General features: G+C 72.2%; 33 protein-coding genes. 29 read left to right on the top strand and 4 right to left on the bottom strand.

The window, feature by feature from the left end; all coding sequences use genetic code 11:
- Nucleotides 1–78: 78 nt before the first annotated feature.
- Nucleotides 79–492, bottom strand: a complete 414-nt coding sequence (locus ACIPSJ_RS01755) for a hypothetical protein (protein WP_401342688.1) — start codon at nt 490–492, stop codon at nt 79–81.
- A gap of 258 nt (nt 493–750) precedes the next feature.
- Between ACIPSJ_RS01755 and ACIPSJ_RS01750 the strand changes: the two genes are divergently transcribed.
- From ACIPSJ_RS01750 to ACIPSJ_RS01635, 24 genes are all read left to right on the top strand, one after another.
- The gene (locus ACIPSJ_RS01750) at nt 751–1,047 is read left to right on the top strand and encodes a helix-turn-helix domain-containing protein (protein WP_401342686.1); all 297 of its coding nucleotides are present in this window, start codon (nt 751–753) and stop codon (nt 1,045–1,047) included.
- Nucleotides 1,044–1,334, top strand: a complete 291-nt coding sequence (locus ACIPSJ_RS01745) for a DNA-binding protein (RefSeq protein WP_401342684.1) — start codon at nt 1,044–1,046, stop codon at nt 1,332–1,334. The genes ACIPSJ_RS01750 and ACIPSJ_RS01745 overlap by 4 nt, the downstream gene beginning before the upstream one ends.
- Before the next feature lie 80 nt (nt 1,335–1,414).
- Nucleotides 1,415–2,056, top strand: coding sequence for a hypothetical protein (locus ACIPSJ_RS01740; RefSeq protein WP_401342682.1), 642 nt, complete (start codon nt 1,415–1,417; stop codon nt 2,054–2,056).
- Nucleotides 2,053–2,640 (top strand): hypothetical protein, encoded by a 588-nt coding sequence (locus ACIPSJ_RS01735; RefSeq protein ID WP_401342680.1) that lies wholly within the window; start codon nt 2,053–2,055, stop codon nt 2,638–2,640. The genes ACIPSJ_RS01740 and ACIPSJ_RS01735 overlap by 4 nt, the downstream gene beginning before the upstream one ends.
- A complete protein-coding gene (locus ACIPSJ_RS01730; protein ID WP_401342678.1) occupies nt 2,637–2,915 on the top strand; it encodes a hypothetical protein in 279 nt (92 codons plus the stop codon). The genes ACIPSJ_RS01735 and ACIPSJ_RS01730 overlap by 4 nt, the downstream gene beginning before the upstream one ends.
- A gap of 1 nt (nt 2,916) precedes the next feature.
- Complete coding sequence (locus ACIPSJ_RS01725) at nt 2,917–3,525, top strand: hypothetical protein (protein WP_401342676.1); 609 nt, start codon at nt 2,917–2,919, stop codon at nt 3,523–3,525.
- On the top strand, nt 3,525–4,346 hold the full coding sequence (locus ACIPSJ_RS01720; RefSeq protein ID WP_401342674.1) for a DUF6195 family protein: 822 nt from the start codon (nt 3,525–3,527) through the stop codon (nt 4,344–4,346). The genes ACIPSJ_RS01725 and ACIPSJ_RS01720 overlap by 1 nt, the downstream gene beginning before the upstream one ends.
- Nucleotides 4,346–4,660 carry a hypothetical protein gene (locus ACIPSJ_RS01715; protein WP_401342672.1) on the top strand — a complete coding sequence of 105 codons (315 nt, stop codon included), beginning with the start codon at nt 4,346–4,348 and terminating at the stop codon, nt 4,658–4,660. The genes ACIPSJ_RS01720 and ACIPSJ_RS01715 overlap by 1 nt, the downstream gene beginning before the upstream one ends.
- The gene (locus tag ACIPSJ_RS01710; protein WP_401342670.1) at nt 4,657–5,115 is read left to right on the top strand and encodes a hypothetical protein; all 459 of its coding nucleotides are present in this window, start codon (nt 4,657–4,659) and stop codon (nt 5,113–5,115) included. Before ACIPSJ_RS01715 ends, ACIPSJ_RS01710 begins: the two co-directional genes overlap by 4 nt.
- Nucleotides 5,112–6,146 (top strand): hypothetical protein, encoded by a 1,035-nt coding sequence (locus ACIPSJ_RS01705; protein WP_401342668.1) that lies wholly within the window; start codon nt 5,112–5,114, stop codon nt 6,144–6,146. Before ACIPSJ_RS01710 ends, ACIPSJ_RS01705 begins: the two co-directional genes overlap by 4 nt.
- On the top strand, nt 6,143–6,358 hold the full coding sequence (locus tag ACIPSJ_RS01700; RefSeq protein WP_401342666.1) for a hypothetical protein: 216 nt from the start codon (nt 6,143–6,145) through the stop codon (nt 6,356–6,358). Before ACIPSJ_RS01705 ends, ACIPSJ_RS01700 begins: the two co-directional genes overlap by 4 nt.
- Nucleotides 6,355–6,831 carry a hypothetical protein gene (locus ACIPSJ_RS01695; RefSeq protein ID WP_401342664.1) on the top strand — a complete coding sequence of 159 codons (477 nt, stop codon included), beginning with the start codon at nt 6,355–6,357 and terminating at the stop codon, nt 6,829–6,831. The genes ACIPSJ_RS01700 and ACIPSJ_RS01695 overlap by 4 nt, the downstream gene beginning before the upstream one ends.
- Before the next feature lie 122 nt (nt 6,832–6,953).
- Nucleotides 6,954–8,756: a hypothetical protein gene (locus ACIPSJ_RS01690; protein ID WP_401342662.1), complete on the top strand. Its 1,803-nt coding sequence runs from the start codon at nt 6,954–6,956 to the stop codon at nt 8,754–8,756.
- Nucleotides 8,756–9,124 carry a hypothetical protein gene (locus tag ACIPSJ_RS01685; RefSeq protein ID WP_401342660.1) on the top strand — a complete coding sequence of 123 codons (369 nt, stop codon included), beginning with the start codon at nt 8,756–8,758 and terminating at the stop codon, nt 9,122–9,124. The genes ACIPSJ_RS01690 and ACIPSJ_RS01685 overlap by 1 nt, the downstream gene beginning before the upstream one ends.
- Nucleotides 9,121–9,942: a DNA adenine methylase gene (locus ACIPSJ_RS01680; protein ID WP_401342658.1), complete on the top strand. Its 822-nt coding sequence runs from the start codon at nt 9,121–9,123 to the stop codon at nt 9,940–9,942. The genes ACIPSJ_RS01685 and ACIPSJ_RS01680 overlap by 4 nt, the downstream gene beginning before the upstream one ends.
- Complete coding sequence (locus ACIPSJ_RS01675; protein WP_401342657.1) at nt 9,939–10,997, top strand: hypothetical protein; 1,059 nt, start codon at nt 9,939–9,941, stop codon at nt 10,995–10,997. Before ACIPSJ_RS01680 ends, ACIPSJ_RS01675 begins: the two co-directional genes overlap by 4 nt.
- On the top strand, nt 10,994–11,212 hold the full coding sequence (locus ACIPSJ_RS01670) for a hypothetical protein (protein WP_401342655.1): 219 nt from the start codon (nt 10,994–10,996) through the stop codon (nt 11,210–11,212). Before ACIPSJ_RS01675 ends, ACIPSJ_RS01670 begins: the two co-directional genes overlap by 4 nt.
- The gene (locus tag ACIPSJ_RS01665) at nt 11,209–11,961 is read left to right on the top strand and encodes a hypothetical protein (protein WP_401342653.1); all 753 of its coding nucleotides are present in this window, start codon (nt 11,209–11,211) and stop codon (nt 11,959–11,961) included. The genes ACIPSJ_RS01670 and ACIPSJ_RS01665 overlap by 4 nt, the downstream gene beginning before the upstream one ends.
- On the top strand, nt 11,958–12,221 hold the full coding sequence (locus tag ACIPSJ_RS01660) for a hypothetical protein (RefSeq protein ID WP_401342651.1): 264 nt from the start codon (nt 11,958–11,960) through the stop codon (nt 12,219–12,221). The genes ACIPSJ_RS01665 and ACIPSJ_RS01660 overlap by 4 nt, the downstream gene beginning before the upstream one ends.
- A gap of 98 nt (nt 12,222–12,319) precedes the next feature.
- A complete protein-coding gene (locus tag ACIPSJ_RS01655) occupies nt 12,320–12,577 on the top strand; it encodes a hypothetical protein (RefSeq protein WP_401342649.1) in 258 nt (85 codons plus the stop codon).
- A complete protein-coding gene (locus tag ACIPSJ_RS01650) occupies nt 12,574–13,599 on the top strand; it encodes a hypothetical protein (RefSeq protein ID WP_401342647.1) in 1,026 nt (341 codons plus the stop codon). Before ACIPSJ_RS01655 ends, ACIPSJ_RS01650 begins: the two co-directional genes overlap by 4 nt.
- Entirely contained in the window at nt 13,596–14,192 is a 597-nt protein-coding gene (locus ACIPSJ_RS01645; RefSeq protein WP_401342645.1) for a hypothetical protein, read from the top strand. Before ACIPSJ_RS01650 ends, ACIPSJ_RS01645 begins: the two co-directional genes overlap by 4 nt.
- Nucleotides 14,189–14,470 (top strand): hypothetical protein, encoded by a 282-nt coding sequence (locus tag ACIPSJ_RS01640; RefSeq protein ID WP_401342643.1) that lies wholly within the window; start codon nt 14,189–14,191, stop codon nt 14,468–14,470. The genes ACIPSJ_RS01645 and ACIPSJ_RS01640 overlap by 4 nt, the downstream gene beginning before the upstream one ends.
- A 69-nt stretch (nt 14,471–14,539) precedes the next feature.
- Nucleotides 14,540–15,253: a hypothetical protein gene (locus tag ACIPSJ_RS01635; protein WP_401342641.1), complete on the top strand. Its 714-nt coding sequence runs from the start codon at nt 14,540–14,542 to the stop codon at nt 15,251–15,253.
- Between the two features lie 15 nt (nt 15,254–15,268).
- On the opposite strand, the gene ACIPSJ_RS01630 is transcribed toward ACIPSJ_RS01635, so the two are convergent.
- The 3 genes from ACIPSJ_RS01630 to ACIPSJ_RS01620 form a co-directional block, all read right to left on the bottom strand.
- Nucleotides 15,269–15,706, bottom strand: coding sequence for a DUF6233 domain-containing protein (locus ACIPSJ_RS01630; protein WP_401342639.1), 438 nt, complete (start codon nt 15,704–15,706; stop codon nt 15,269–15,271).
- A 137-nt stretch (nt 15,707–15,843) separates the two neighbouring features.
- Nucleotides 15,844–16,413 (bottom strand): RICIN domain-containing protein, encoded by a 570-nt coding sequence (locus tag ACIPSJ_RS01625; RefSeq protein WP_401342637.1) that lies wholly within the window; start codon nt 16,411–16,413, stop codon nt 15,844–15,846.
- A 282-nt stretch (nt 16,414–16,695) separates the two neighbouring features.
- Complete coding sequence (locus ACIPSJ_RS01620) at nt 16,696–16,968, bottom strand: hypothetical protein (RefSeq protein ID WP_401342636.1); 273 nt, start codon at nt 16,966–16,968, stop codon at nt 16,696–16,698.
- A 153-nt stretch (nt 16,969–17,121) separates the two neighbouring features.
- Here ACIPSJ_RS01620 and ACIPSJ_RS01615 point away from each other — a divergent pair, with 153 nt between their 5' ends.
- From ACIPSJ_RS01615 to ACIPSJ_RS01595, 5 genes are all read left to right on the top strand, one after another.
- Entirely contained in the window at nt 17,122–17,541 is a 420-nt protein-coding gene (locus ACIPSJ_RS01615) for a hypothetical protein (RefSeq protein ID WP_401342634.1), read from the top strand.
- Nucleotides 17,538–17,918 carry a hypothetical protein gene (locus ACIPSJ_RS01610; protein ID WP_401342633.1) on the top strand — a complete coding sequence of 127 codons (381 nt, stop codon included), beginning with the start codon at nt 17,538–17,540 and terminating at the stop codon, nt 17,916–17,918. Before ACIPSJ_RS01615 ends, ACIPSJ_RS01610 begins: the two co-directional genes overlap by 4 nt.
- An 88-nt stretch (nt 17,919–18,006) precedes the next feature.
- Entirely contained in the window at nt 18,007–18,678 is a 672-nt protein-coding gene (locus tag ACIPSJ_RS01605; protein WP_401342631.1) for a hypothetical protein, read from the top strand.
- Nucleotides 18,675–19,184, top strand: coding sequence for a hypothetical protein (locus ACIPSJ_RS01600; RefSeq protein ID WP_401342630.1), 510 nt, complete (start codon nt 18,675–18,677; stop codon nt 19,182–19,184). The genes ACIPSJ_RS01605 and ACIPSJ_RS01600 overlap by 4 nt, the downstream gene beginning before the upstream one ends.
- Nucleotides 19,181–19,771, top strand: a complete 591-nt coding sequence (locus ACIPSJ_RS01595; protein WP_401342629.1) for a hypothetical protein — start codon at nt 19,181–19,183, stop codon at nt 19,769–19,771. The genes ACIPSJ_RS01600 and ACIPSJ_RS01595 overlap by 4 nt, the downstream gene beginning before the upstream one ends.
- Nucleotides 19,772–19,773: the final 2 nt, after the last annotated feature.

The raw sequence follows: 19,773 nt of genomic DNA, 5'->3' as shown, positions 1-19,773 counted from the left end.
AGTTCCCAGTTCACGAGCTGGCGTGGCATATGCAACTACTGTGCGCAGTCACAGGTGCCGCCAATGGTCGGTTTCCGGTCAGGATGGGTCGACGTTCCGACGCGTCTGGACCATCGCTCGCACCCACGCCTGATCCTCTGAGCTGAGTCCCTGGAAGTCATGGATGAAGGCAAGCGTTTCCGGATCTTCGCCGTCGCGTACCGCGTCGAGGCCGAAGAACTGGGCGGCGGCCGCATCCTGGAGGAGCGGCAGCGGCAGCCTGAAGGCGGCCTGCAGAGCGTGAAGCTGGGAGTAGGTGGGCGCCTTGGTGCCCGGGACGGCCTTGATCAGGTTCTCCAGGGTGCCGCGCTTGTATTGGACGCCGGCCTCCGGGTGAGCCGGGTCGATGCATGCCGCCTCAAGCTCGCGGTAGCTGAGACCCAGCTCCTCCTTGCGGGTACCTAGGAGCTCGGACAGATCCGTCCGTCCCGTCGCAGCGTCGCCGCCCGTCATCGACCCAACCTCGTCTCCCGGTCACCTGTGCCCATGTGGCCAGTGGTACGCACGGGGCGTACGCCCTGTTCAGCGGACCGCAGTCCCGGCCGCGTTGGTCACAGTGTCCAGGTTTTTGGACAGGTCGCGCCAGTCCACACGGCGGCTTTGACCAAATCCCCACCTACCGAGCTGCCCAAAAATCTGGACACCGTGCCCAAACTCATGCACTATGAGCCGTGCCCAAAAATTTGGTCAGAGTGCCCAAGAGGTGTGCCCATGGTTCGTGAACCCCGATATCGGCTGGTCAAGCCCCACCTGCTGTGCGAGCTGATGGAGCGGACCGGGACCGGGGCCGAGATCAGCGGCCGCGAGCTGGCGAGGCAGGTCGGCATTCCGCACGGAACCGTCGACGCCCTCTTGAGCGGGGCCACGAAGACGCAGCCGACTGGTGTCGCTCACGAGATCGCCCGGGTCATCGGCGTTGACCTGCTGATCCTCTGGGCCCCCACCGGCAGATCGGTGCCTGACGACGAATCAGTTTCGGACATCTCCCGTGCGGCGGTGCCCGCGTGACCAGCCGACGCCGGTTCACGTACGAGGAAGCGGCGGCCGAACTGCCCGAGTGCGTCACGGAGACGTGGCTCCGCAGGCACATCAAGAAGCTGCCGCACACGAAGGCCGGCAAGGCCGTCTACTTCACGGACGCCGACCTCGAGCGGATCGACAGCCTCTTCCACCATGAGCCGTCCACCGGCCCGCTGGCCGCCAGCTCGGCGCCGCCCACGCAGGCCGGCGCTCACCCGCTCAGCCACCTGCGCCCGCTGCCCTCGCGCAGCAGGGCGCTGAAGACCGCGCTCTAGACGCGGCGCGGGGCCCGCCCGGATGCGACCCGGACAAGCCCCGCAAGTCGATCACCTCACCACTCTGAAATGAGGTTCACGTGGAGAAGGCTACCGAGCCCGCCGCGCCCACCGCACCGCCGAGAGACTCCTTCGCGCATGCCGCCGCCGTCGCGGCCGAGATCGTCACCCCGCTGTTCCCCGCGCCGTTCAGTGTCCATATCGATCGGGACTGGCCGGAGGGCTGGCGCGTCGACGCGAAGTTCTACAGCCACGATGCGCGAGGGCTCCTGGACCTCGCTGCCGCCCTCGACACCCTGCTCACCCACTCGACCGTCAGCGATGGCATCCGGCTCGAGGCCATCGGCCGCGTGAAGGGGATCGAGGTCTGCGGCTGCGCCGTCGTCACGGCTGTGCAGGCCGCCGAGTTGACCGGTGAGCCCGCGCCCGCCGCCGAGACGGCCATCCCCGAGACGATCGGGCAGGAGCCGGTGCCGCTCGGTGCGAGCGTCCTGGCCGTGGTGCAGGCCGTTGCCCCCACCCAGCCGGTCAGCACCGTCGGCCTGGACGCCGAGGACGTCGCCCGCTGTGTGCGCTGTGGCTGCACCGAGGACCACGCGTGCGAGGGCGGCTGCGTCTGGGTGCCCAACCGGCAGATGGTCGACCTGTGCAGCGCCTGCGCGACGTCCGAGGAACTGCAGGTCATGAACTACACCGCCGAGGTCTCGGACGGTGGCGAGTGATCCAGGACCCGCAGCGCGTCCCGCACAAGCTGCACTCCGCCCTGCAGATGGCCACCGGGCTCCTCGACCTGCCGCTGACCGTGGCCCAGCTCGAGGCCCTGGCGCTGGAGCTCACGGGCCCGGTGCGTGCGCTGGTCGCCGAGGCCGTCGCTGCCACCAGCGATGACAGCCCCGTGCGGTACGCGATCGCCGACCCGAGCGTCATCGAGGCCGGTGAGTTCGAGGTGACGGAGTACGCGGGGTGCATCACGCGCATCGGCCTCGACGTGGACCTCGACTCGCCAGCCGGCACCGTCAAGGACAAGGTGCGACGCCAGCCGGACGTCACCGCGATCGAGATTCGCGACGCCCACACGATCGCCATCACGGTCGAGCCGGGGTCGCTGGACGCCTGGCGCTGGTGGCTGCACCAGTTCGGCATCGACCCGGCCACGGTCCAGGCCGCCGGCACGGCGATGACCGCCACCGGCCGCAAGGACGACGCAGCCGTGTACCTGCGCGGCGACGGCGTTGCGGCTCTCTATGTCGACCGCGCCGCCGCCGAGCTCATGTGCCTGCTCGCCCCGGCCAAGGCCACGTCGTGAACGGGCCCGTCACGGCAACCGAGTGGCTGGCCGCCGGGGGCATCGGCACCGCGACCAGTGCGGTCTTGCTGGGCTTACTCAAGCTCGCCCTCGACGAGGGTCCGCTCACGGACTACTGGGCCACCCGCAAGGACGAGACACGGCGTCCCCCGGCCCTTCCCGCCCGCGCGTCCAGCCGCCGCCAGCACGCCGCAGCCGCCTTCCCCCAGCACGCCGAGACCATCCCGCTCCGCGTGCAGTCACTTCGCGCACGCCACAGCAAGGACGCCGCCTGACATGGAACTGATCGAGACCACCTACTTCGGGTGGAACGCGCTCGCGCACGCGGCCGGCTGCCAGACCCCGGTCTGGGACGACGCCGAGGTGCTGCGCGAGGAGGGCATCCGCCCCCTCGCCGGCAGCACTGAGCCGCACGGCTGCGCGAACGGCGACTGCACCCACGCGACCACGTTCGACCGGCTCCGGTTGCGGCTGCTGTGCCGCGACTGCGACACCGTCCACACCATCTCGGCCGAGAGCCTCGGGCAGGCCCTGACCCATACCTCGGCGACGGGTTGGGGCCAGCGGCCCCGCCAGATCGGCGAGGTATGGCTGTGGCCCGGACGCCCTGTCGTCCCCGGCGGTGAGCCCACCCAGTACCTCGTCACCCGGCAGGCCGCCACGGTCACCGAGGCCACCCTGTACGGGATCACCTCCCGCTACCGCGACGCCTCCGGCACCCCGTTGTGGATCGCCGCCGCCGTGCCCGACCCGGACGGCGCCCACCAGGTCTCCACCCTGCGCTGGCGGTACTCCTCCAACGGCCTGGCCGAGCTCGAGGACGCCGCCGCGTTCATCGCCGACGCCGAACTGCCCGCCGTCCGCCCGCTGGTGGTGAGCGTCTGATGTCCCAGTCCCTCAACACCGCTGCCAAGGACGCCTACACCAGCCAGGCCGCAGACGATAACGCCCAGAACGCTGAGAACGAGGCCAAGGCCGCCGAGGAGTTCCTGACCGCCGCCCGCCGCTGCGCCCGCGAAGTCCTGGGTGAGGCCGCTGACGAACTGGCCTGGGAATACACGCCGTGGGACCGCGCGCCCAAGGACACCGAGGAGGCCCTCGCCTCGTTGGACCCGGGCCGCTTCCACTCGTTCGCGCTGCGCTACACCTGCGCGGCCGAGCCCGTCGACGTCCAGTTCGCCCTGATGGCGACGTGCGTGAGCTGCGGATGCCGCCAGTTCACCCGGGTCACCAGCCTCGCGCAGCTGGGCCAGCTCCTGGCGGAGGCCGACCAACTGGCGGCGCAGCACCAGGACGACGAACCGGCCCGCGAGGTAGCCGAACCGCTCGCCTGCCTCGCCGGTCTGCCCGACCGGGCCACGCTCATGACGCAGGTGGCCACCCGCCTCCTGGCGCTGCACAGCGACGCCGGCCTGCGCGTTGACCTCGCCAGCCTGTACGGCCATGCCGACCGCGACATCAGCGGCGAACTCCACCTCAAAGCCACCTCCGCCGAGGCCGCCGCCAGGACGGCCAGGGCCCTGGGCGTAGAGGCAGAGGTCAGGGTCTTCGGCGACGCGCACTCGTACGTGATGCGGAGGGCGAACGCCACCACGACCGTGGACGGCATCAGCATTCAGCTCTCCGGCTACACCCGGCTGCCGGACGACGAGGCGGCCGCGTGGCTGGCCGAGCAGGAGCAGACCGCCGACGGCGGTGAGAGCTGATGCCGACCCGCGCGCAGCGCCCGCGGCTGCCCGAGACCACGCCCGGGCAGCTGGCGGCCCGGCAGGCCTGGAACCAGGGACTGGTCGGCGCCAGCCGCCCGGCTGACACCGCGATGCCGTACGAGGTGTGCACCGCCGACAGCTGCGGGAGCCCGGCCAGCGGCCTGCGAGCGCCGGTCCCCGGCATGGTCCAGGTGCGTGACGCCGGCCAGAACCACGGGACGCACTGGTACTGCCCGGGCCGCTGCACCGTGCTGGCCCGAACCCGCGCCGAGCTCCGCGCCATCCCCGTGCGCCCGGACGGTGACCGGTGACCTCCCGCACGGACACCATCGCCACCGCGCTGACCCACCCCGAGTTCAGGCGCCCGTTCCTGGGCCAGGAGCTGCGCGGCGCGATGGTCCAGGGCCTCGGGCCCGGATCCAGCGAGCCTCGGTGGACAGCCACCGTGCCGCAGCTGGCCGAAGCGATCGACACGGCCCTGACCAGGGCTGAGGAGAAGGACACCCCCGCAGGCGGCAGCACCACCGCCGACGCCTCGGGGACGGCGGACACTCCTCACGCCCTGGTCATCAGGCTCGTCGGCCCTGACCACGTCGGCACCTGCGAGTGCGGGCGCGCGATCGGCCGCACCCCACGCACCCGGTCCCTGGACGGCCTAGCTGGCCTGTGGGAGCAGCACGCCGGTCAGGCCACCGACCCCGACACCGCATGGGCGGATGCCCTCAACTCCCTTCCCACGCACACAACTCCGATAGGAGCGTCATGAGCGAGATGCACCCCGAGCGCCCGCTCGTCCCGGGTCAGCCTGAGGAGCCGCTGTCTCCGCTCGCGCAGGCTGAGGAGGCCAAGCGCCGCCGGGACCTCGACGGCGAGCTGTCCGCTCTCATGCAAGGCGGCATCGACCTCGCCTCCGCGCCCTGGTACCCCATGCGCCCCCGCGACCTGGTCCACATCCACTACGAGAACACGCCGACCATGCCCGTCTTCGGCGAGACGTACGTCATCGGCGACGCTGGCCAGGGCCTGTTGAGCATGGAGCTGCTGGCCCACACGTGCAGCCTCGACGAACCGATGGGCCTGGTTGGGCACTTCGCGGCCGAGGCCACCGACTGCCCGATCTTCGAGGCCTGGTTCGAGGGCGGCCCGCACCGTCTGACGATCGTCCGTGACGGCCAGGTCGTCCACGACGGCCCCTCCCGCAGCCTCGGCCCCACGGCCGCCGCCGGCGCGCTGACGGCGGCGCAGGACCTGGCCGACGCCGCCCGCGACGCGAAGCGGTACCTGGAGCGCGGCGAACCCGAACTGGCCCTGGCCCGACTGCAGTCGCACAGGCCTCTGCCGCCGTGCGGGATCGCGGGGCCGATGCCGGAACACGCCGACTGCGCGCGCCCGCGCCTCCACCGCGGCGCCTGCAGCGACGACCCCGACTACCTCGAGCCCCCGCACGAGTGCCCGGCGCTGCCCGAGCAGCTGCACGCGGTGGTGACCGTCGGCGCGAAGGTGGACGACGTCGGCATCGAGGGCCTGTACGAGGAGCGGGACGCGGCCGTCGACCACGCCTCCGGGTTCGCCACCTACAGCGAGGAGCTCACGGGCCGGCACGTCATGCCGATGCCGCACGGCGGCACGGTCGTGCGGCTGCCGCAGCCGAAGGAGGCGCACGGCGTGCAGCTGGCCGTCGTCGTCGCGCTGCCGGTCCTGCCGGACCCGCGCGCTGCGGACGAGTGGGCGGCCGAGGGGATGGCCACCGCGCTGGGCCCGGACGACTACGACGACTTTCGGGACGACGCCGAGTGAAGCCCCTGGACCGGCGAGGCAAGCCCCCGGCCTGCGAGTGGCTCGCCTCGCCGGTCCACAGCCTCACCTACGCGCGCCTCCACACCTCCGGCTGGTGGTGCGACCGGCACGCCCCCAGCACCTGGCCGACCCACCGCCAGCCCTCACCTGGCACCAGCACCGAGGCAGCCGCCCCCACCGGCGCCGAGCCCAGCAAGGACCACGCGTCATGACGTCACCCGCTCCCCGCCCGGTACCCAAGCCCGGCCCGCCGCGCCCCCGCCCGCCTATGCCGTCGACGCCGGCCGCCGCGCCGTTGACTCCGGTCACGGCATCGTCCGCCGGTTCCGTACTGATCGCCCCCGGCAAGCTCCGCCAGGACGAGGTCCTGCGGGCGGTGTACCAGCGAGGCATCCGGCTCAGCCGCATGCTCCCCGAGGCGCGCCTGGTCGCTCTCACGCTGCTGCCGTACGCGAACTACAAGTCCGGCCTGATCCAGCGCGTCCCCACGCCCGAACAGCTCGCGTTTGGCACCGGTCTGGCCCGCGGTCAGGTCCTCGTCCAGGTCGAGGTCCTCGCCCAACGCGGATGGCTGACCCGGCAGCGGCTGCACTCGGGCCCGAACGCGGGCCAGGAGGTCCTTCAGCTCCGCGTCCCGGCCCTGGTCCTCGAGCAGATCCGGCAGACGCGCGATCACGTCGGCTGACCTCTCCCTGGCATCCGAGCCCCTCGGGCGTCCCCCACGCCTGCGGATGCCTCTGGCCCCGCTCGCCGCCCCCAGGCGAGCGGGGCCCCCACTCGCCTCAACTCCCGCATCAGAAGGATCCGATGTCCGTCGCCGCGCTCGCAGCCGACCCGGCTGCACCGCACCCCGAGCCGCCCCGCGCGGCTGCCGGGGCGCGCCCGCGCGACGGCGGCCTGACCGTCAAGGTCCCCCTGCGCCTGGTCGTAGGTGCTCAGTACCCCGACGTGGCCCTGAGCACCTACGTCAAGGTGAAGGCTCTGTCGCTCCGCCCGGAGGGATGCACCGCCCGTGTCATCCGTCTGGCCGAGTTCCTCGGGATGTCCAAGAGCGCAGTGGAGCGAGGCCTGCGGCCCCTCACCCGCCCGGACACCGTCGACGGGATCACTGAGGTCCCGACCGTCCGCCGTACGGCCCGGGGCGGCACCGGCGAGTCCGCGCACCGCGTCACCCGGCCTCTGGCCGAAGACGAGCTGTGGGCGCAGATCCCGGTACGTGCGGCCGAGACCCTCACCCCGCGCCTGCTGCGCCTGTACGCGCTCCTCGCCTACTCCACCGCCCGCCGGATCCCGGTCACCGTCGCCGAGCTCGGCGAGATGCTCCACCACCACACCGGCAAACACGCCGGCGAGCACCTCGGCGAGCGGCAGGCCCGCCGCCTGGTCGACGAGCTCGCCGAGACCGGCTGGCTCACCGTGCACCGCCGGGAGGGCGAGCAGGGCCGCCACGCCTACGAGACCCACCGCCACCCGCTCCACACCGTCCCGGCCCCGGCCGAAGAGGCGCCCGCCGACGAGCAGTTGGCCCTGTGGGACGCCGAGGCTTCGGACTTCTATGACGGATCCGGTTCGGATCTTGGTGACGGATCCCTCGCGTCTAAGGAAGACCACCCGACTGACCGACCCGACAAGACGAACCCAGTGGGGGTTTCCCGCCGTAGGCGAGGTGACCGTGAGTGGGGCCCGGCTCCTGTGGAAAACGCAGACAGCACGCTGCCGGACACGTTCCGCCCGGGCCCGTCTCGCGCTGCGCGCGGGAACCGCCCCACCCCCACCGGACGCGCCCCGTACACCGGGCCGGAGCTGCGCTGGACCCAGCGCATCCACACCAGCCTGGCCCCCGTGCGACACCTGCTGACGGACAGCGTCAGCCGGTTCATGCTGCGGCGGGTCGCCCGCGAGATCGGCCGCCAGCTCGACAACGCCGCGGTGAACCTGATGTCCCCGGAGCGGATGGCCGCCCGGATCGCCAGCCGTTACCGCGACGCCCGCACGATCGGCGACGTCGGCGCCTGGCTCCTGGCCGTGGCCGTCGTGCCCGGCGGATGCGGGCTGTCGCTGTGCGAGGACGGCTACACCTGGCCGACCGGTGAGCCGTGCGAGACCTGCGCCCACAAACGGCAGATCACCCGCGAGGAATGGCGGCGCGCCCGCGCATGGGGCGAGCAGCTCGCCGAGCTCCGCCACCGGGACCTGTCGAAGGCCACGTACCGCGAGCGCACCGAGGCCTCCGACGAGGAGGTCCTGGCGGCCGCCGCGGTGTACGGGCCCGAGCTCGCGCTCCACCGGTATGGCGTCCTGCGTGCCGGCGAACTGCTGCGCGCTGCGTACGGCGCACACCCCGAACTCTCCGCCGTTGCGCCCCAGTCGGCGGCTACTCCGTCCCCGCGCGCCATCGAGGAGGCGCCCATGCGCCACGACTACATGCCCGAGTCGTTCCGAACTGCGGTCGGCAGGGCCCCGCTGACCGGAGCGCTCGAGATCACCTGCCCCGAGCCCGGCTGCCTCGCCGAGGAGGGCCAGGCCTGCCAGTCCAAGCGCGGCCGCCGCCGGGCCGAGCCGCACACCGCCCGCACGGTCGCCGCCCAGGCGCGCGGAGAGGAGAGCTGATGCCCACCACCCCGCACCCCACCCGCGGTGTCACCGACTGCACCCGGTGCAACGCGCCGATCCGCTGGGCGACCTGGGGGGACGGCCCGCAGCGCGGACAGCGTGTACCGCTGAACGCCCTGCCGTCCCCGGCCGGCGGCCTCGCTGCACACACCAACGGCCCGGGCGCCTTGGTCGTCCGCCAGCTCGACGCAGACCGGCCCGAGCCCGAGCTCCTGGAGTGGAAGGCCCTGCTGCACTGGACCAGCTGCACCGGCCTCAGCACCCCGCAGCCTTCCGCGCCGGCCCAGCGGTCACGGCCGGCCCGGCGCAGACCCACTGTGCAACCTCCGCTCTTCGGCCAGCAGCCGGGGCGAGGTGCCCGGTGAAGCCGCCCGTCCCGTACTTCGGCAGCAAGCAGACCGTGGCCGAGTGGATCGTCTCCCTCCTCCCTCCGCACCAGCACTACGTCGAGCCGTACTGCGGTGGGCTGTCGGTTCTCCTCGCCAAGTCGGCGTCGCCGATGGAGACCGTCAACGATCTGGACGGGGACCTGGTCAACTTCTGGCGGGTCCTGCGCGATCGCCCTGACGAGCTGGCGCGCGCGTGTGCGCTCACCCCGCACTCTCGCGCTGAGCTGACCGGAGCATGGGAGCCGACCGAGGACGACGTGGAGCGGGCCCGGCGGGTGTGGGTACGTCTGTCACAGGGCCGCGGCGGCATGATGCGCCGGAGCGGGTGGCGGCACTACACCACCTCATCCGGGTCCAGCTTCGGCATGCCCGACCACCTCGACGCCTACCGCGGCAGGTTGCTGCCCACAGCCGAGCGAATCGCCTCCGTCAGCCTGGAGTGCCTGCCGGCCCTCACTGTGATCGGGAAGTACGGCGCGGCGCCCGACGTGCTGCTGTACGTCGACCCGCCCTACCTCGGCACCACCCGCAGCCACCGCAACCGGTACGGCACCGAGATGCGCGGCGAGAACGAGCACCGGGAACTGGCCGCAGCCCTAACCGACTGCAACGCCGCGGTGGTCCTGTCCGGCTACGACAGCCCGCTGTACGCCGAGCTGTACGCCGGCTGGCATCGCTACGCACAGCGGACCACGACCGGCAACGCGGCCAACGACCGAAGCCGTACCGAAGTGCTCTGGGCCAACCGACGCCTCGGGTCCGGGCAGGCCTGCCTCTTCGAGGTGATGCCGTGACCGTCCCCGTGGAGTCAGCGCCTGAGCCGTTCTACACCGGCAGTAACGGCCGCTCTCTCTCGCCCGAGCAGCGTGCCGAGATCGAGCGACGCACTCTCGTACTGCTGCTGAACGGGGCCACGTTCCAGGAGATCAGGGACGCAGTCGGAATCACGGCACCGACCATCGCCAGTATCCGCCGTGATGCTGGCCTGCCCCCGTCCGGGAACCAGGGCGGGGGGCCCGCACGAACGATCGACGAAGCCCTCGAGGCTGCTATCGAGCCGTACGGCGACGGCCACGCGCGGTGGACCGGCCCGATGGCCGGCCGCATGCCCACCCTCCACGCCGAGGGCCAGCGGTTCAACGGCCGCAGGCTCCTGTTCTCACGTCACCACGGACGCCAGCCCGACGGCCACGTCCGCGCCGACTGCGGTGAATCCGCGTGCGTCGCCGGCGCACACGCCACCGACACCCTCATGCGCAACTCCATCCCGCAGGAGAAGCCGGTGACGATCCGCGCCCTGACCAACCTCCTCGACGAAATCGACCGCGAAGGCGGTCCTCAGGCTGCCCGCGACAACCGACTCCATCTCTCCTCCCAGGAGCCCACCATGGCCACAGCACCCCAGCCGCTGCCCTCTGTACCGGCACTCGCCACGGTTCCCTCAGCCACCGGCCCGCATGCCGAGGCCTCCGCCGACTCCAGCCGCAGGCCGTCAGAGACCCTGCAGCTCGGCAGGCTTCTGAAGTGGGCCGAGGAGCACCATGACGAGGACGTCCAGGCCACGGCCGCCCGTACCCGGGCTGCCCTCACCGGCCTGCGTAACCGGTACGACGCCGATCAGGAACTGACCTCGCTCACTCAGGAGCGGGAGAACCTGCAGCGTCGGCTCGCCGAGATCCAGGCCCGCCAGGACGAACTGGCCCCGCCCAAGCCGAAGAAGCGTACGGATCCGAACGCCGCGGCGGCGCGCGCCTGGGCGCGGGAGAACAACGTCGGCTGCCCGGGGACCGGCCGGGTGCCCAAGGCCGTGATGGACGCGTGGCGCGAGGCCACCGGCGGCGCGGCGTGAGCGAGTCCGTCGAATGCCCCCTGTGCCACACCGAGACCCGGTCCGCGGCCGCCAAGGAACGCGGCGGGATCGGCGGCCGCTGCTGGCGCAAGCTCCGACCCGACCAGCGCGCCGCGCTGCGCCGCGCCCCCGCCCGGATCCGGGCTGTTCTCACCCAGCCCGTCCCGACCACCGACGGCCAACTCCCGCTCGAGACTCAGGAGATCAGCCAGTGAGCAGCCCCGAACATGACAGGCCCGTCACCATCGGCACGGCCGGCCTCCCGCAGATCTTCACCGAGCTCGTCGCGGAACGCGCCCGGCAGGACGAGAAGTTCGGCGTGCAGGTCCACCCCGACGGCACCGGCCCCACGGTCGAGATCGTCCCCGGATGGACCGCTGGAGACCTGGCCGAGGCCGCGCGCAGCATGTGCAACCTGCACGCCCACCAGGGCATCCTCACCTGGCGCGACGTCTTCGGTGAGGAGGCCGCCGAAGCGCTCGCAGAGTCAGACCCCGTCCGTCTGCGCGCCGAGTTGATCCAGGTCGCCGCTGTGGTCCTCGCCTGGATCCAGTCCATTGACTTGCGCTCCGGCCGCCTGCCGTCGCCGGCCACGCACGCTGAGCGCCGCGACCAATTCGCCAAGGTCATCTTCGAGCGGTGGAACTCCGACCGTCCATGGGCGGGCGCCAGCGCGGACGACCGGATCGTGTTCGGCGTGGACGCCGACGTGGCGATCGCCGCCGCCGACGCCGTGGCCGGTCTCTTCTACGCGCTGCCCCTGCGCCGTGATGTCTACCGCGAGGTCGCGGACCGCCTCGACATCTACGCCGAACTCGAGCGCGTCCAGCTGGCTGGCGTCACCGCCATCCCTGGCCGGGTCCGCGAGTGGGCCGACGAACTGCCGACCGAGTCCCCTCAGGCAGCCGCCTCCCTTCCCGCGTCCAGCACCGTCCCCGACGGGGTCCAGGAGCCGCAGTCATGACCGTCCCCACGCTGCCCGGCCTCCTCGTCCTGGCCGCCTTCGGCTGCCTCGGCCTCGGGCTGGCCTCGTTCGCCGTGGCAGGTGTTCTCTGCCTGCGCCACGTCCTGCGTGGTGGCCGCGCCATCACTCGCGTCCGCGCCCTGCACAGACAGGCGACCCACGGCACCACCTGCATCCACTGCGCCGCGTTCGGCCCCGCATACGACAACACCTGGCCGTGCCCAACCATCCGCGCCCTCGACGGCGAGGTGGCCGTGTGATCGCCACCATCGTGGGCGCGGCCTGCCCTCTCCTTACGCTCGCAGCACTGATCGGCCTGCCCATCGCCGCTCGCCTCCGGCGGCGGCCTGCGCCGCGCTTGACCCGTACGCACCGCGCCGTACTCACCGCCATCGCCAGCACCGACCGACCCACCGACCTGGCCATCCATGAGGCCACCGGCTACGGGCCAGACCGCATCTACCGCGCCCTCCACATGCTCCAGCAGGCCGGATGGATCCGCGTCCGTACAGACGCACCTACGGCGGCCGCCGAGGACGCCTGGTCCATCTACTACCACCTCACCGACCGGGGCCTGCGTGGCGCCGGTCTCCACACGAAGGACAGCACCGCATGAGCCCCGCTCTGAGCCCCGACACAGCCGCCATACTCCATGCCGCCGAGGCCCTGACCGCACAGCTCCGGCGTATCGCCGACGCCGTCGCATCGCCGTACACCGACGAGGCCGCGACAACCAGCTCTGACAGCTGCCAGTCCGTCGACGTCGACGGCACGTCCGTCCTCGTACGTGGCAGCGGCGACCTCACCGAGCAGGACCAAGAGTTCTTCGCCGAGGTCGTCCGTGCAGCCAAGCGCCGGTACGAGACCGACCATCCCCCGGCGGCAGTCCTGGACGCACAGCGCGCCTCGCGCCGGGCCAGCCTGACCGAACTGCTCGACCGGAACCGCGGGGTCGGTCTCAACCATGAGCAGACGGACCTTCTCCAGCGGCACGTCGAAGCTGAGATACGGGAGGCCGACGCCGCGCGTGCCGAGGCCGAGCGGCAGGAGCGCATGGGCTTGTCGGCGATCCGTGGGGCGAGGAAGCTGCTGGAAAGCCGCGCGGCAAGGCAGCAGCAGCGGGTGGAGCGGGCTGAGGCCGAAGCACAGCGGTGGCTCTCGTTCATCGCGCGGGGCATGGCAACTCACACGCGATTCGGCGTGCTCCTGCCCGACGGTTCTGTTGAGGAGCTGCCGTGCGCGGACTGGTGCTATGCCTGCCGCCTCGAGCACGCCGAGGCCGAGCGGGACGGCGCCTACCGGGAGCGCAACGCCCTCGTCGCCCTGCTCGCCGGGTACACGGACGGTGCGGTCGTCGCCCCGGCCCCGGACGTCGAGGATCCCGGCTGGCAGATCGTTTACCTGCAACTCGACGACCACCAAGCGTCATGGCACTTCGGCCCCCGCGACGCCGACCTGGCCCACCCCATCGAGCACGTGTCCGCCGACGACCCGCGCGCCCAGTGGGACGGCCACACCACCGAGGCCAAGTACGCACACATCACCGCGCTCACGGCCGAACTGCTGCGGCGGTGCGGGCCGGCCTGCGCCGAGCAGCACACCGAGACCGGCCGCTGCGTGGTCGGGAGGGACCGGTGACCGTCAAGTTCTGGAGCGCCGCTGACGGAGAGTGGCGCACGCTGGGTGAGCTCGTGGCCGGCGCCTTCGAGCCGCTCGGCAGCACGACGGAAGCGATGGTGCGGGCGTCCGCCGCCCTGGAGCGGTTCAAGGAGGCGATCCAGGAGGCCGGCGACCGGCCCGCCCCGGTCCCCGTCATTACCCTGCCGAGCGCGCGGCTCCACACACCCGAACTGGTCTGGCCCTACCAGTACGGCAAGGGCACGGTGGAGGTCGCCTTCGACGGCCCGGTGACCAGGTCGCTGCGGACGCTCTTCGAGCCGCTCTTCCTCGCCGCCGACGTATGGCAGGAGCGACGCCTGGCCCGCATCGCCGAAGATCTGGGTCTACACCCGAGGGTCGCCCGCCTGCAGTTCGACGGCGTCCGGCGAGTCCTCGAAGCCGCGGGCATCGGCGATGGCTACGGCCGGCTCACGATCCGGCAACCCGTGCGTCCGCCCGTCGAACTCCCGACGGTGCTGGAGCTCACCTTCGTGTACCCCGACCCGCTCGACTGGCAGTCCACCAGTTCACGCCCCCTCACGATGCGGAGCCTGCCGCGAGCGTCGCAATGACGCGCTGCGAGATCACCGATCTCGAGCCCAGCATGTGCGCGCACTGCCGCCCGCCCGCCCCCGTCGCGGCCTCGCCCCGGCGGGGGCAGCGAGGTACAGAACCGTGGCCGGACGAGGGCCCCGGTACGCCCCCGGCCGGGCCGACGGGCCGCTGGTTCCACGCCGTCCGCGCGGGCACCTGCGCCGTCTGCCACACCCCCTACGCCCCCGGCACCCCGGTTCGGATGTACATCCCGGCCGGCTGGATCGCCTCCTGCTGCGACACCCCCACCTGGTGAACCCCGCCGGGCCGCCACCCTCACACCGGCCCGGCACCGCCCCACCCGCACTACCCCAGGAGACACCCGGTGACCACCACCCCGTGCGCCGCCAGCACCTGCGACCGCGCCCTGCGCGACACCGAGACCACCCTCGCCCAGACCCTGTGCACCCCGTGCGTCGACCTCGTCGGCGTGTGGCTGCGTGAACTGCCGGCGCAGATCATCGTGCTCAAGGGATCCCGCCAGCGCGAGACCACCGGCGACCGGTCCGGCGGTCGCACCGTCCACCGCACCGCGCCCCTGCCCGGCCGCGACGACGTCCTCAACCTCCTCGGCCCCACCGGCTGGACCGACAGCATCCGTGATCCCTACGGCGACGCCCGCCAGGACCAGCACGGCCAACTCCCCATCGCCGGGGTCCTCATCCCCTGGGTCCGCCTCATCGCCGAGGAACGCCGCTGGAACCCCCCGGTATCACTCGCCCCCGAGGCCCTGGCCGCGTGGCTCGCCAAGCCCCAGCCGCTCGCCTGGATATCCCGCCGCCCGTGGGCCGGCGACATGCGCGACGAACTCCAGCACCTGATGCGCGTCGTCCGTGACACCACCCGGCTGCGCCCGCGACGGCGCGCCGTCACACAGCCCTGCCCGCGCTGTGACTCCCTCACCCTGGTCGAGACCGACCACCAGCTGTACACGGAGTGCGGCACCTGCAGGGCCATGTTCAGCCGCGAGGAGCTCGCCCTGGCCGCCCGCATCGCCGTGGCCACGCTCGACGCCGACGCCAGTTGTTCGCCGATCTGACCTGGGCCTGGATGGTCAGGCGACGTCGAGGCCCAGCGCAGTGTCCGGACGGCAGGTGTCGCAGGCCTGGAAGCCCCTGGGATCGTTGACGAGCACTCGCCGGGCCAGGTCAGCCTCAATGGGCCGGCCGGAGGTGAATCCCTTGGTGCAGCTGCTGGTATGGACGAGCGCGGCTGCCGAGGCCTTGGCGGTTCGCTCGACGATGAAACTGCCCTGCGGCCGGCCACCGGACTCACGGCCGACCCCCGGATCCCGGCGGTCCCCCGGGGGGCGCTTGGGTACCGATATGACAGGCCGCGGCATGGCCCGGCGCTCGGCGCGGGCGATCGCGGCCTGGACGGCATCGCGCTGGAGCCGCAGGTAGGTACCGACAATCTCGTGGTCGGCCATCTGCCTGTCGAGGTGCGCGAGGATCACGCGCAGGCGCGCAGGGTCCGGCGGCAACTCGCTCATACGTTCGATTCTAGGGTTAGAGTTCCGCGCCAGCACCCCACGGGTGCCCCATGACATCGAGGTTTGAGTCGCGGGCGAAGGCCCGGGTGTGGCCCGGGCCTTCGGTACTGCCTAGCCTTCGGGCGGGTTTGGCCCGCCTACCACCAGGCGCTGTTGTTGGGGCCGAGGAGCCAGAGGCGGTCGGTGGACGGGTAGGAGTAGTCCAGGCGGACACTGTCCCACTGGTCGTTGTTGGTGTTCTGCAAGGCCATGGCCACGTTGAGGTTGCTCACCGGGCGCCACATCCACCAGCGCTCGGTGTTGCCGCCGCCCGTCTCCAGCCGCAGGCTCCACTTCTGTCGGTCGGAGCCGTCGCAGGAGCGGACCACGACGCGGTTGCCGCGTACCGGGTTCGCCGCTTCCGGCTCCAGGCACCGGTTCGAGGCCCGGTTGCGCAGGGTGGCCGTCCACAGCTTGCTGTTGCTGTCGTACGTGCCGTCGAAGTCCCACGCCTCGGTGATGTAGGAGTCCCACCGGGTACCGCGCAGGGTGATGGCTTCGGCGCCGTCGGCAGTGCTGTCGTTGCCGAGGGCGAGGCGGCTGCCGTCCATCTTGTTGACCAGGTCCTGATTGACAGACGTGTCCGCCGATGCCGGACTGGCCCCGGCCAGAAGGATCGGAACGGCCGCGCACGAGGCGGCCAACAGCGAGAACAATCGCTTGCGCATGGCGTAGCAGTCTCTCTGTGAAGAGGAGCACGTGCAGCGAGCACCCCTCCGGCGGAAGCCGGAGCGTTGTGCCAGGCACGCAACACCCGTTCCACCACGTCAGGCCACCGTCACCAGACCTGGGCAAGCGTCCACCGAACAAACGATCTCTTACGGCCTGCCGGCCGTACCGGCCTACCGGGATGACGGCAGTCCTGCGAGCCCGCGCCGCCCGATCAGGCGCGGCAGGAGAGCGGGCCACCGAGCTCCCCGTTGGCAGGCGGCCAGTCCCCCCGCCGCCGACTACTCCGTGCCTGCGTCGCCCTCGCCGCGCTGCTCCTCGAGGTCCGTACGCCGGCCGGGCCGCGTGATCCGCTTCCGGAAGTAGGGCGCGGCCAGCCCGTAGTCCACGGCGTTCGAGCTGCCGACCTTGACGACCGGCGGGAATGCCGGATCCTCCTGCGAGATCTTCGACAGCCGCTGATGAGAGATCGTCTCGACGATCCCATCAGCCACGAGCCTGCGTGCGAGCTCGCGAAACGACACCATGTCCGGCCCTCCTTCGGCCTCGGCCATGGGCACCATCCTGTCTGACCTTGTTGCCACGTGGCAACAAGGTCGCTACTTTGGATCCGGCACAACCAACGGAAAACCCCTCGCCCCATGCGGAGCTGGCACTCCGGGGCGAGGGGGGACCCGTCCTCAGCGATCACAAGGAGCAGGTCCGCCATGGAGCGTACCCAGGCAGACGTACCGCCCGAAGCCCCACCACCGCACACGGCCCGCCAGCAGTACGGCCGGCCCGCTACCGACGCCCAGGTCCGCCGGATGCTCGGCGAGATGGCCGACCGGCTGGAGCGGAACCGCCCGGGCGAGGCCCTCACCGAGATCGGACTCCTCGCCCTCGTCCAGGCCACCACGCCCGACCCGGTCCTCTCCCGCGCCCTGCGCGCACGGATCCCGGAGGTCACCGGCCGCTCGTCCGTGGTCCGCCGCGACTTCTCCGCGCAGCTGCGCGAGCTCGCGGCGGTCCCGCTGTGCTGCGGCCGCCCGATGGTCCAGGACGGCGAGCAGGACGTGTGCCGGAGCTGTGGCGCCTGGGCCGACCGCGGAGCCGCGCCCGCCTCCGAGGAGGCGTCCGACGGATGACCACACCGCCTCAGGTCGGTAAGACCGCCTCCGTCAAGGTCGACCAGCAGCTGTATGACGACCTGGAGACCATGCTCGCCACCGGTATGAACGTGTCCGACGCCGTCCGATCTGCGCTGGCCATCGTCGCCGGCGTGTACCGCAAGGTGTGGGATGCCGAAGCTGTCCCCCAGGGCACGCGTCCGACGATCGAACGGTTCTGGATCACACGGTGTAACCCTGGTCAGTGGCCCGAGCGCGGCACCTTTCAGACCACCGTTCCGACCGTGTACCGCCTGCGTCCTACGCCGGATCCGACCGGTCCGACACCTCGTCCGACAGCGGGTACGACACCCGGTCCGACTGGTCCGACGCCGAGCCACGCCGGTCGGACGTAGCCGTGCTGGCCGCCGCCCACGTCGTACCGGCGGCCACCGCCGGTCGTACCGGCACCACCCCTGACGCGCCCCACACCTGGCAGCCCGGATGACGGGCGCGCAGTCCTCACCCGGCGGTGACGAGCTGCGCGCCCGCGCCCTCCTGCGCCGCCTCCGTGTCCGCCCCTTCGGCCACCAGGACCTCACCGTGAGTTCTTCCCAGGACCAGCCCCAGCCGCGGGCGGTCACCCCGACCCGCATCATCCCGGCCGGCAGGCCGCTGCCCGCCCGAGCGCCCGAGCCCGGCGAGGCCCCGCCGTGGAGGACACCACCTCCTCCTCCGCCCCCGGCCGTGCCGCCCGCGCCCGCCCCGGTCCCGGCCCAGCCAGACCCGCAGCCTCCCCGGGTCGTCGAGGTCCGGCACGTCCACGAGGTGCTCCTGGTCGCCCCCGAGGAGCCGGCGCCGCGCCTGTGGGAACGCCTCTGGGACGCGCTCGTCACCTGGCGGATGCTCCTCGCCGTCCTCGCCGCGCTCACGCCCTGGGCCTATGGCCGTAGCCCGGTCGGGATATGGGCGCACACCCTCCGCCAGGCCCGCGCCGAGGCCGGCGTCCCCGCCGCGTACGTCATCGCCGGCGTCGCCCTCACCGCGGCCTGGGCGCTGGACCAGCACACCGGCCGGGCCGTGCCCCGTTTCCTCCTCGTCACCGCCCTGCTCGGCTCCCTCGGAGTCCTGAGCTGGTGGGATCCGATCCAGTTCCTCACCGGAGTCACCCGATGACCGGCACCACCCTCACCGTCGGCGGCCTGCTCGCCGCCCTCCTCGTCCTGGTCGCGAACCTGCACCCCTGGTACACCGGCGGCCGCGAGATGAAGCAACTCACCCGCTTCGGGCAGGGCTTCCTGGCCGCGGCCTGCGCGGCAGCCTGCCCCGGCGGCGCGCTCGGCTGGCTCCACGCCCGCTCCGGAGCCGTGGCCAACGGCTCCGGAGAGTCCGTCGGCGCGGCCGCCGCCGGCACCGACACCGGAACCCGGCTCGCCACCGGCCAGCTCGTCGGCCTCGGCATGACCGGTGCCATCGTCGCCACTCTGGTTGTGTTCGTCATCTACCTCACCTACAAGGGCGCCGGGAAGAAGGACCGCCGGCGGCTCCTCGGCGGGGCCTTCGTCGGCAGCGTCTTCCTCCTGACGGCTGGCGTGGCCGGTGCCCTGTCCTGGCTGCCCGGACTCCTCAACGGGATCGGCGACGCCGTGGTCGGCGCCGCGCAGGGAGCGGGTGTCCTGTGAGCCGCCTCAACCGCCCCGCCGCGCGGCTCGCCACTGGATCCGCCGTCGTCCTGCGCCACCTCGGGGAGCGCACCACGGCCTGGGTCCGGCGCGGCCGCCGCACCGACCTGACCGGCTGGCGCGCCGCGCTCGGCTGCTGGGTACGCCTGGCCGCCCTGGCGCTCGGGGCGTACCTGCTGTACCGCCTCGTCCGCGCCGTGCCCAGCCTCATGTGGCTGCTGACCACCGCCTGGACGCTCGCCTCGTGGCGCGCCGGGAAGTCCGTCACCGAGGCCTCCTCCGCGCCCGACGAGGAGACCCCCGGGCCGCCCCCGGCCGAGGCCGTGCGCACGCTCCTGCTGGGCGTGATGGGGGACGCGGACGCGGTGCACCTGCGCACCGTCCTCGCGCACCTCCAGGACCAGGGGCAGTGGGAGGGCCGCACGGTCACCGATCTGCGCACCCGCCTGGCCCTCCTCCACATCCCCCACGACCGCCGCGTCAAGGTCGGCGGGTCGCCCACCTGGGGGGTGCGCCGGCGGGATCTCGAGGCCTCCCCTCCGGGCGCCGCCGAGGAGCCGTCTACCGAGGCATCTACCGCCGCGTGACC

The organism is Streptomyces sp. NPDC090088, assembly GCF_044747345.1.
Classification (GTDB): domain Bacteria; phylum Actinomycetota; class Actinomycetes; order Streptomycetales; family Streptomycetaceae; genus Streptomyces.
Note: the sequence above shows the minus strand (reverse complement) of the source record. Positions and strands in the feature narration are given on the sequence as shown.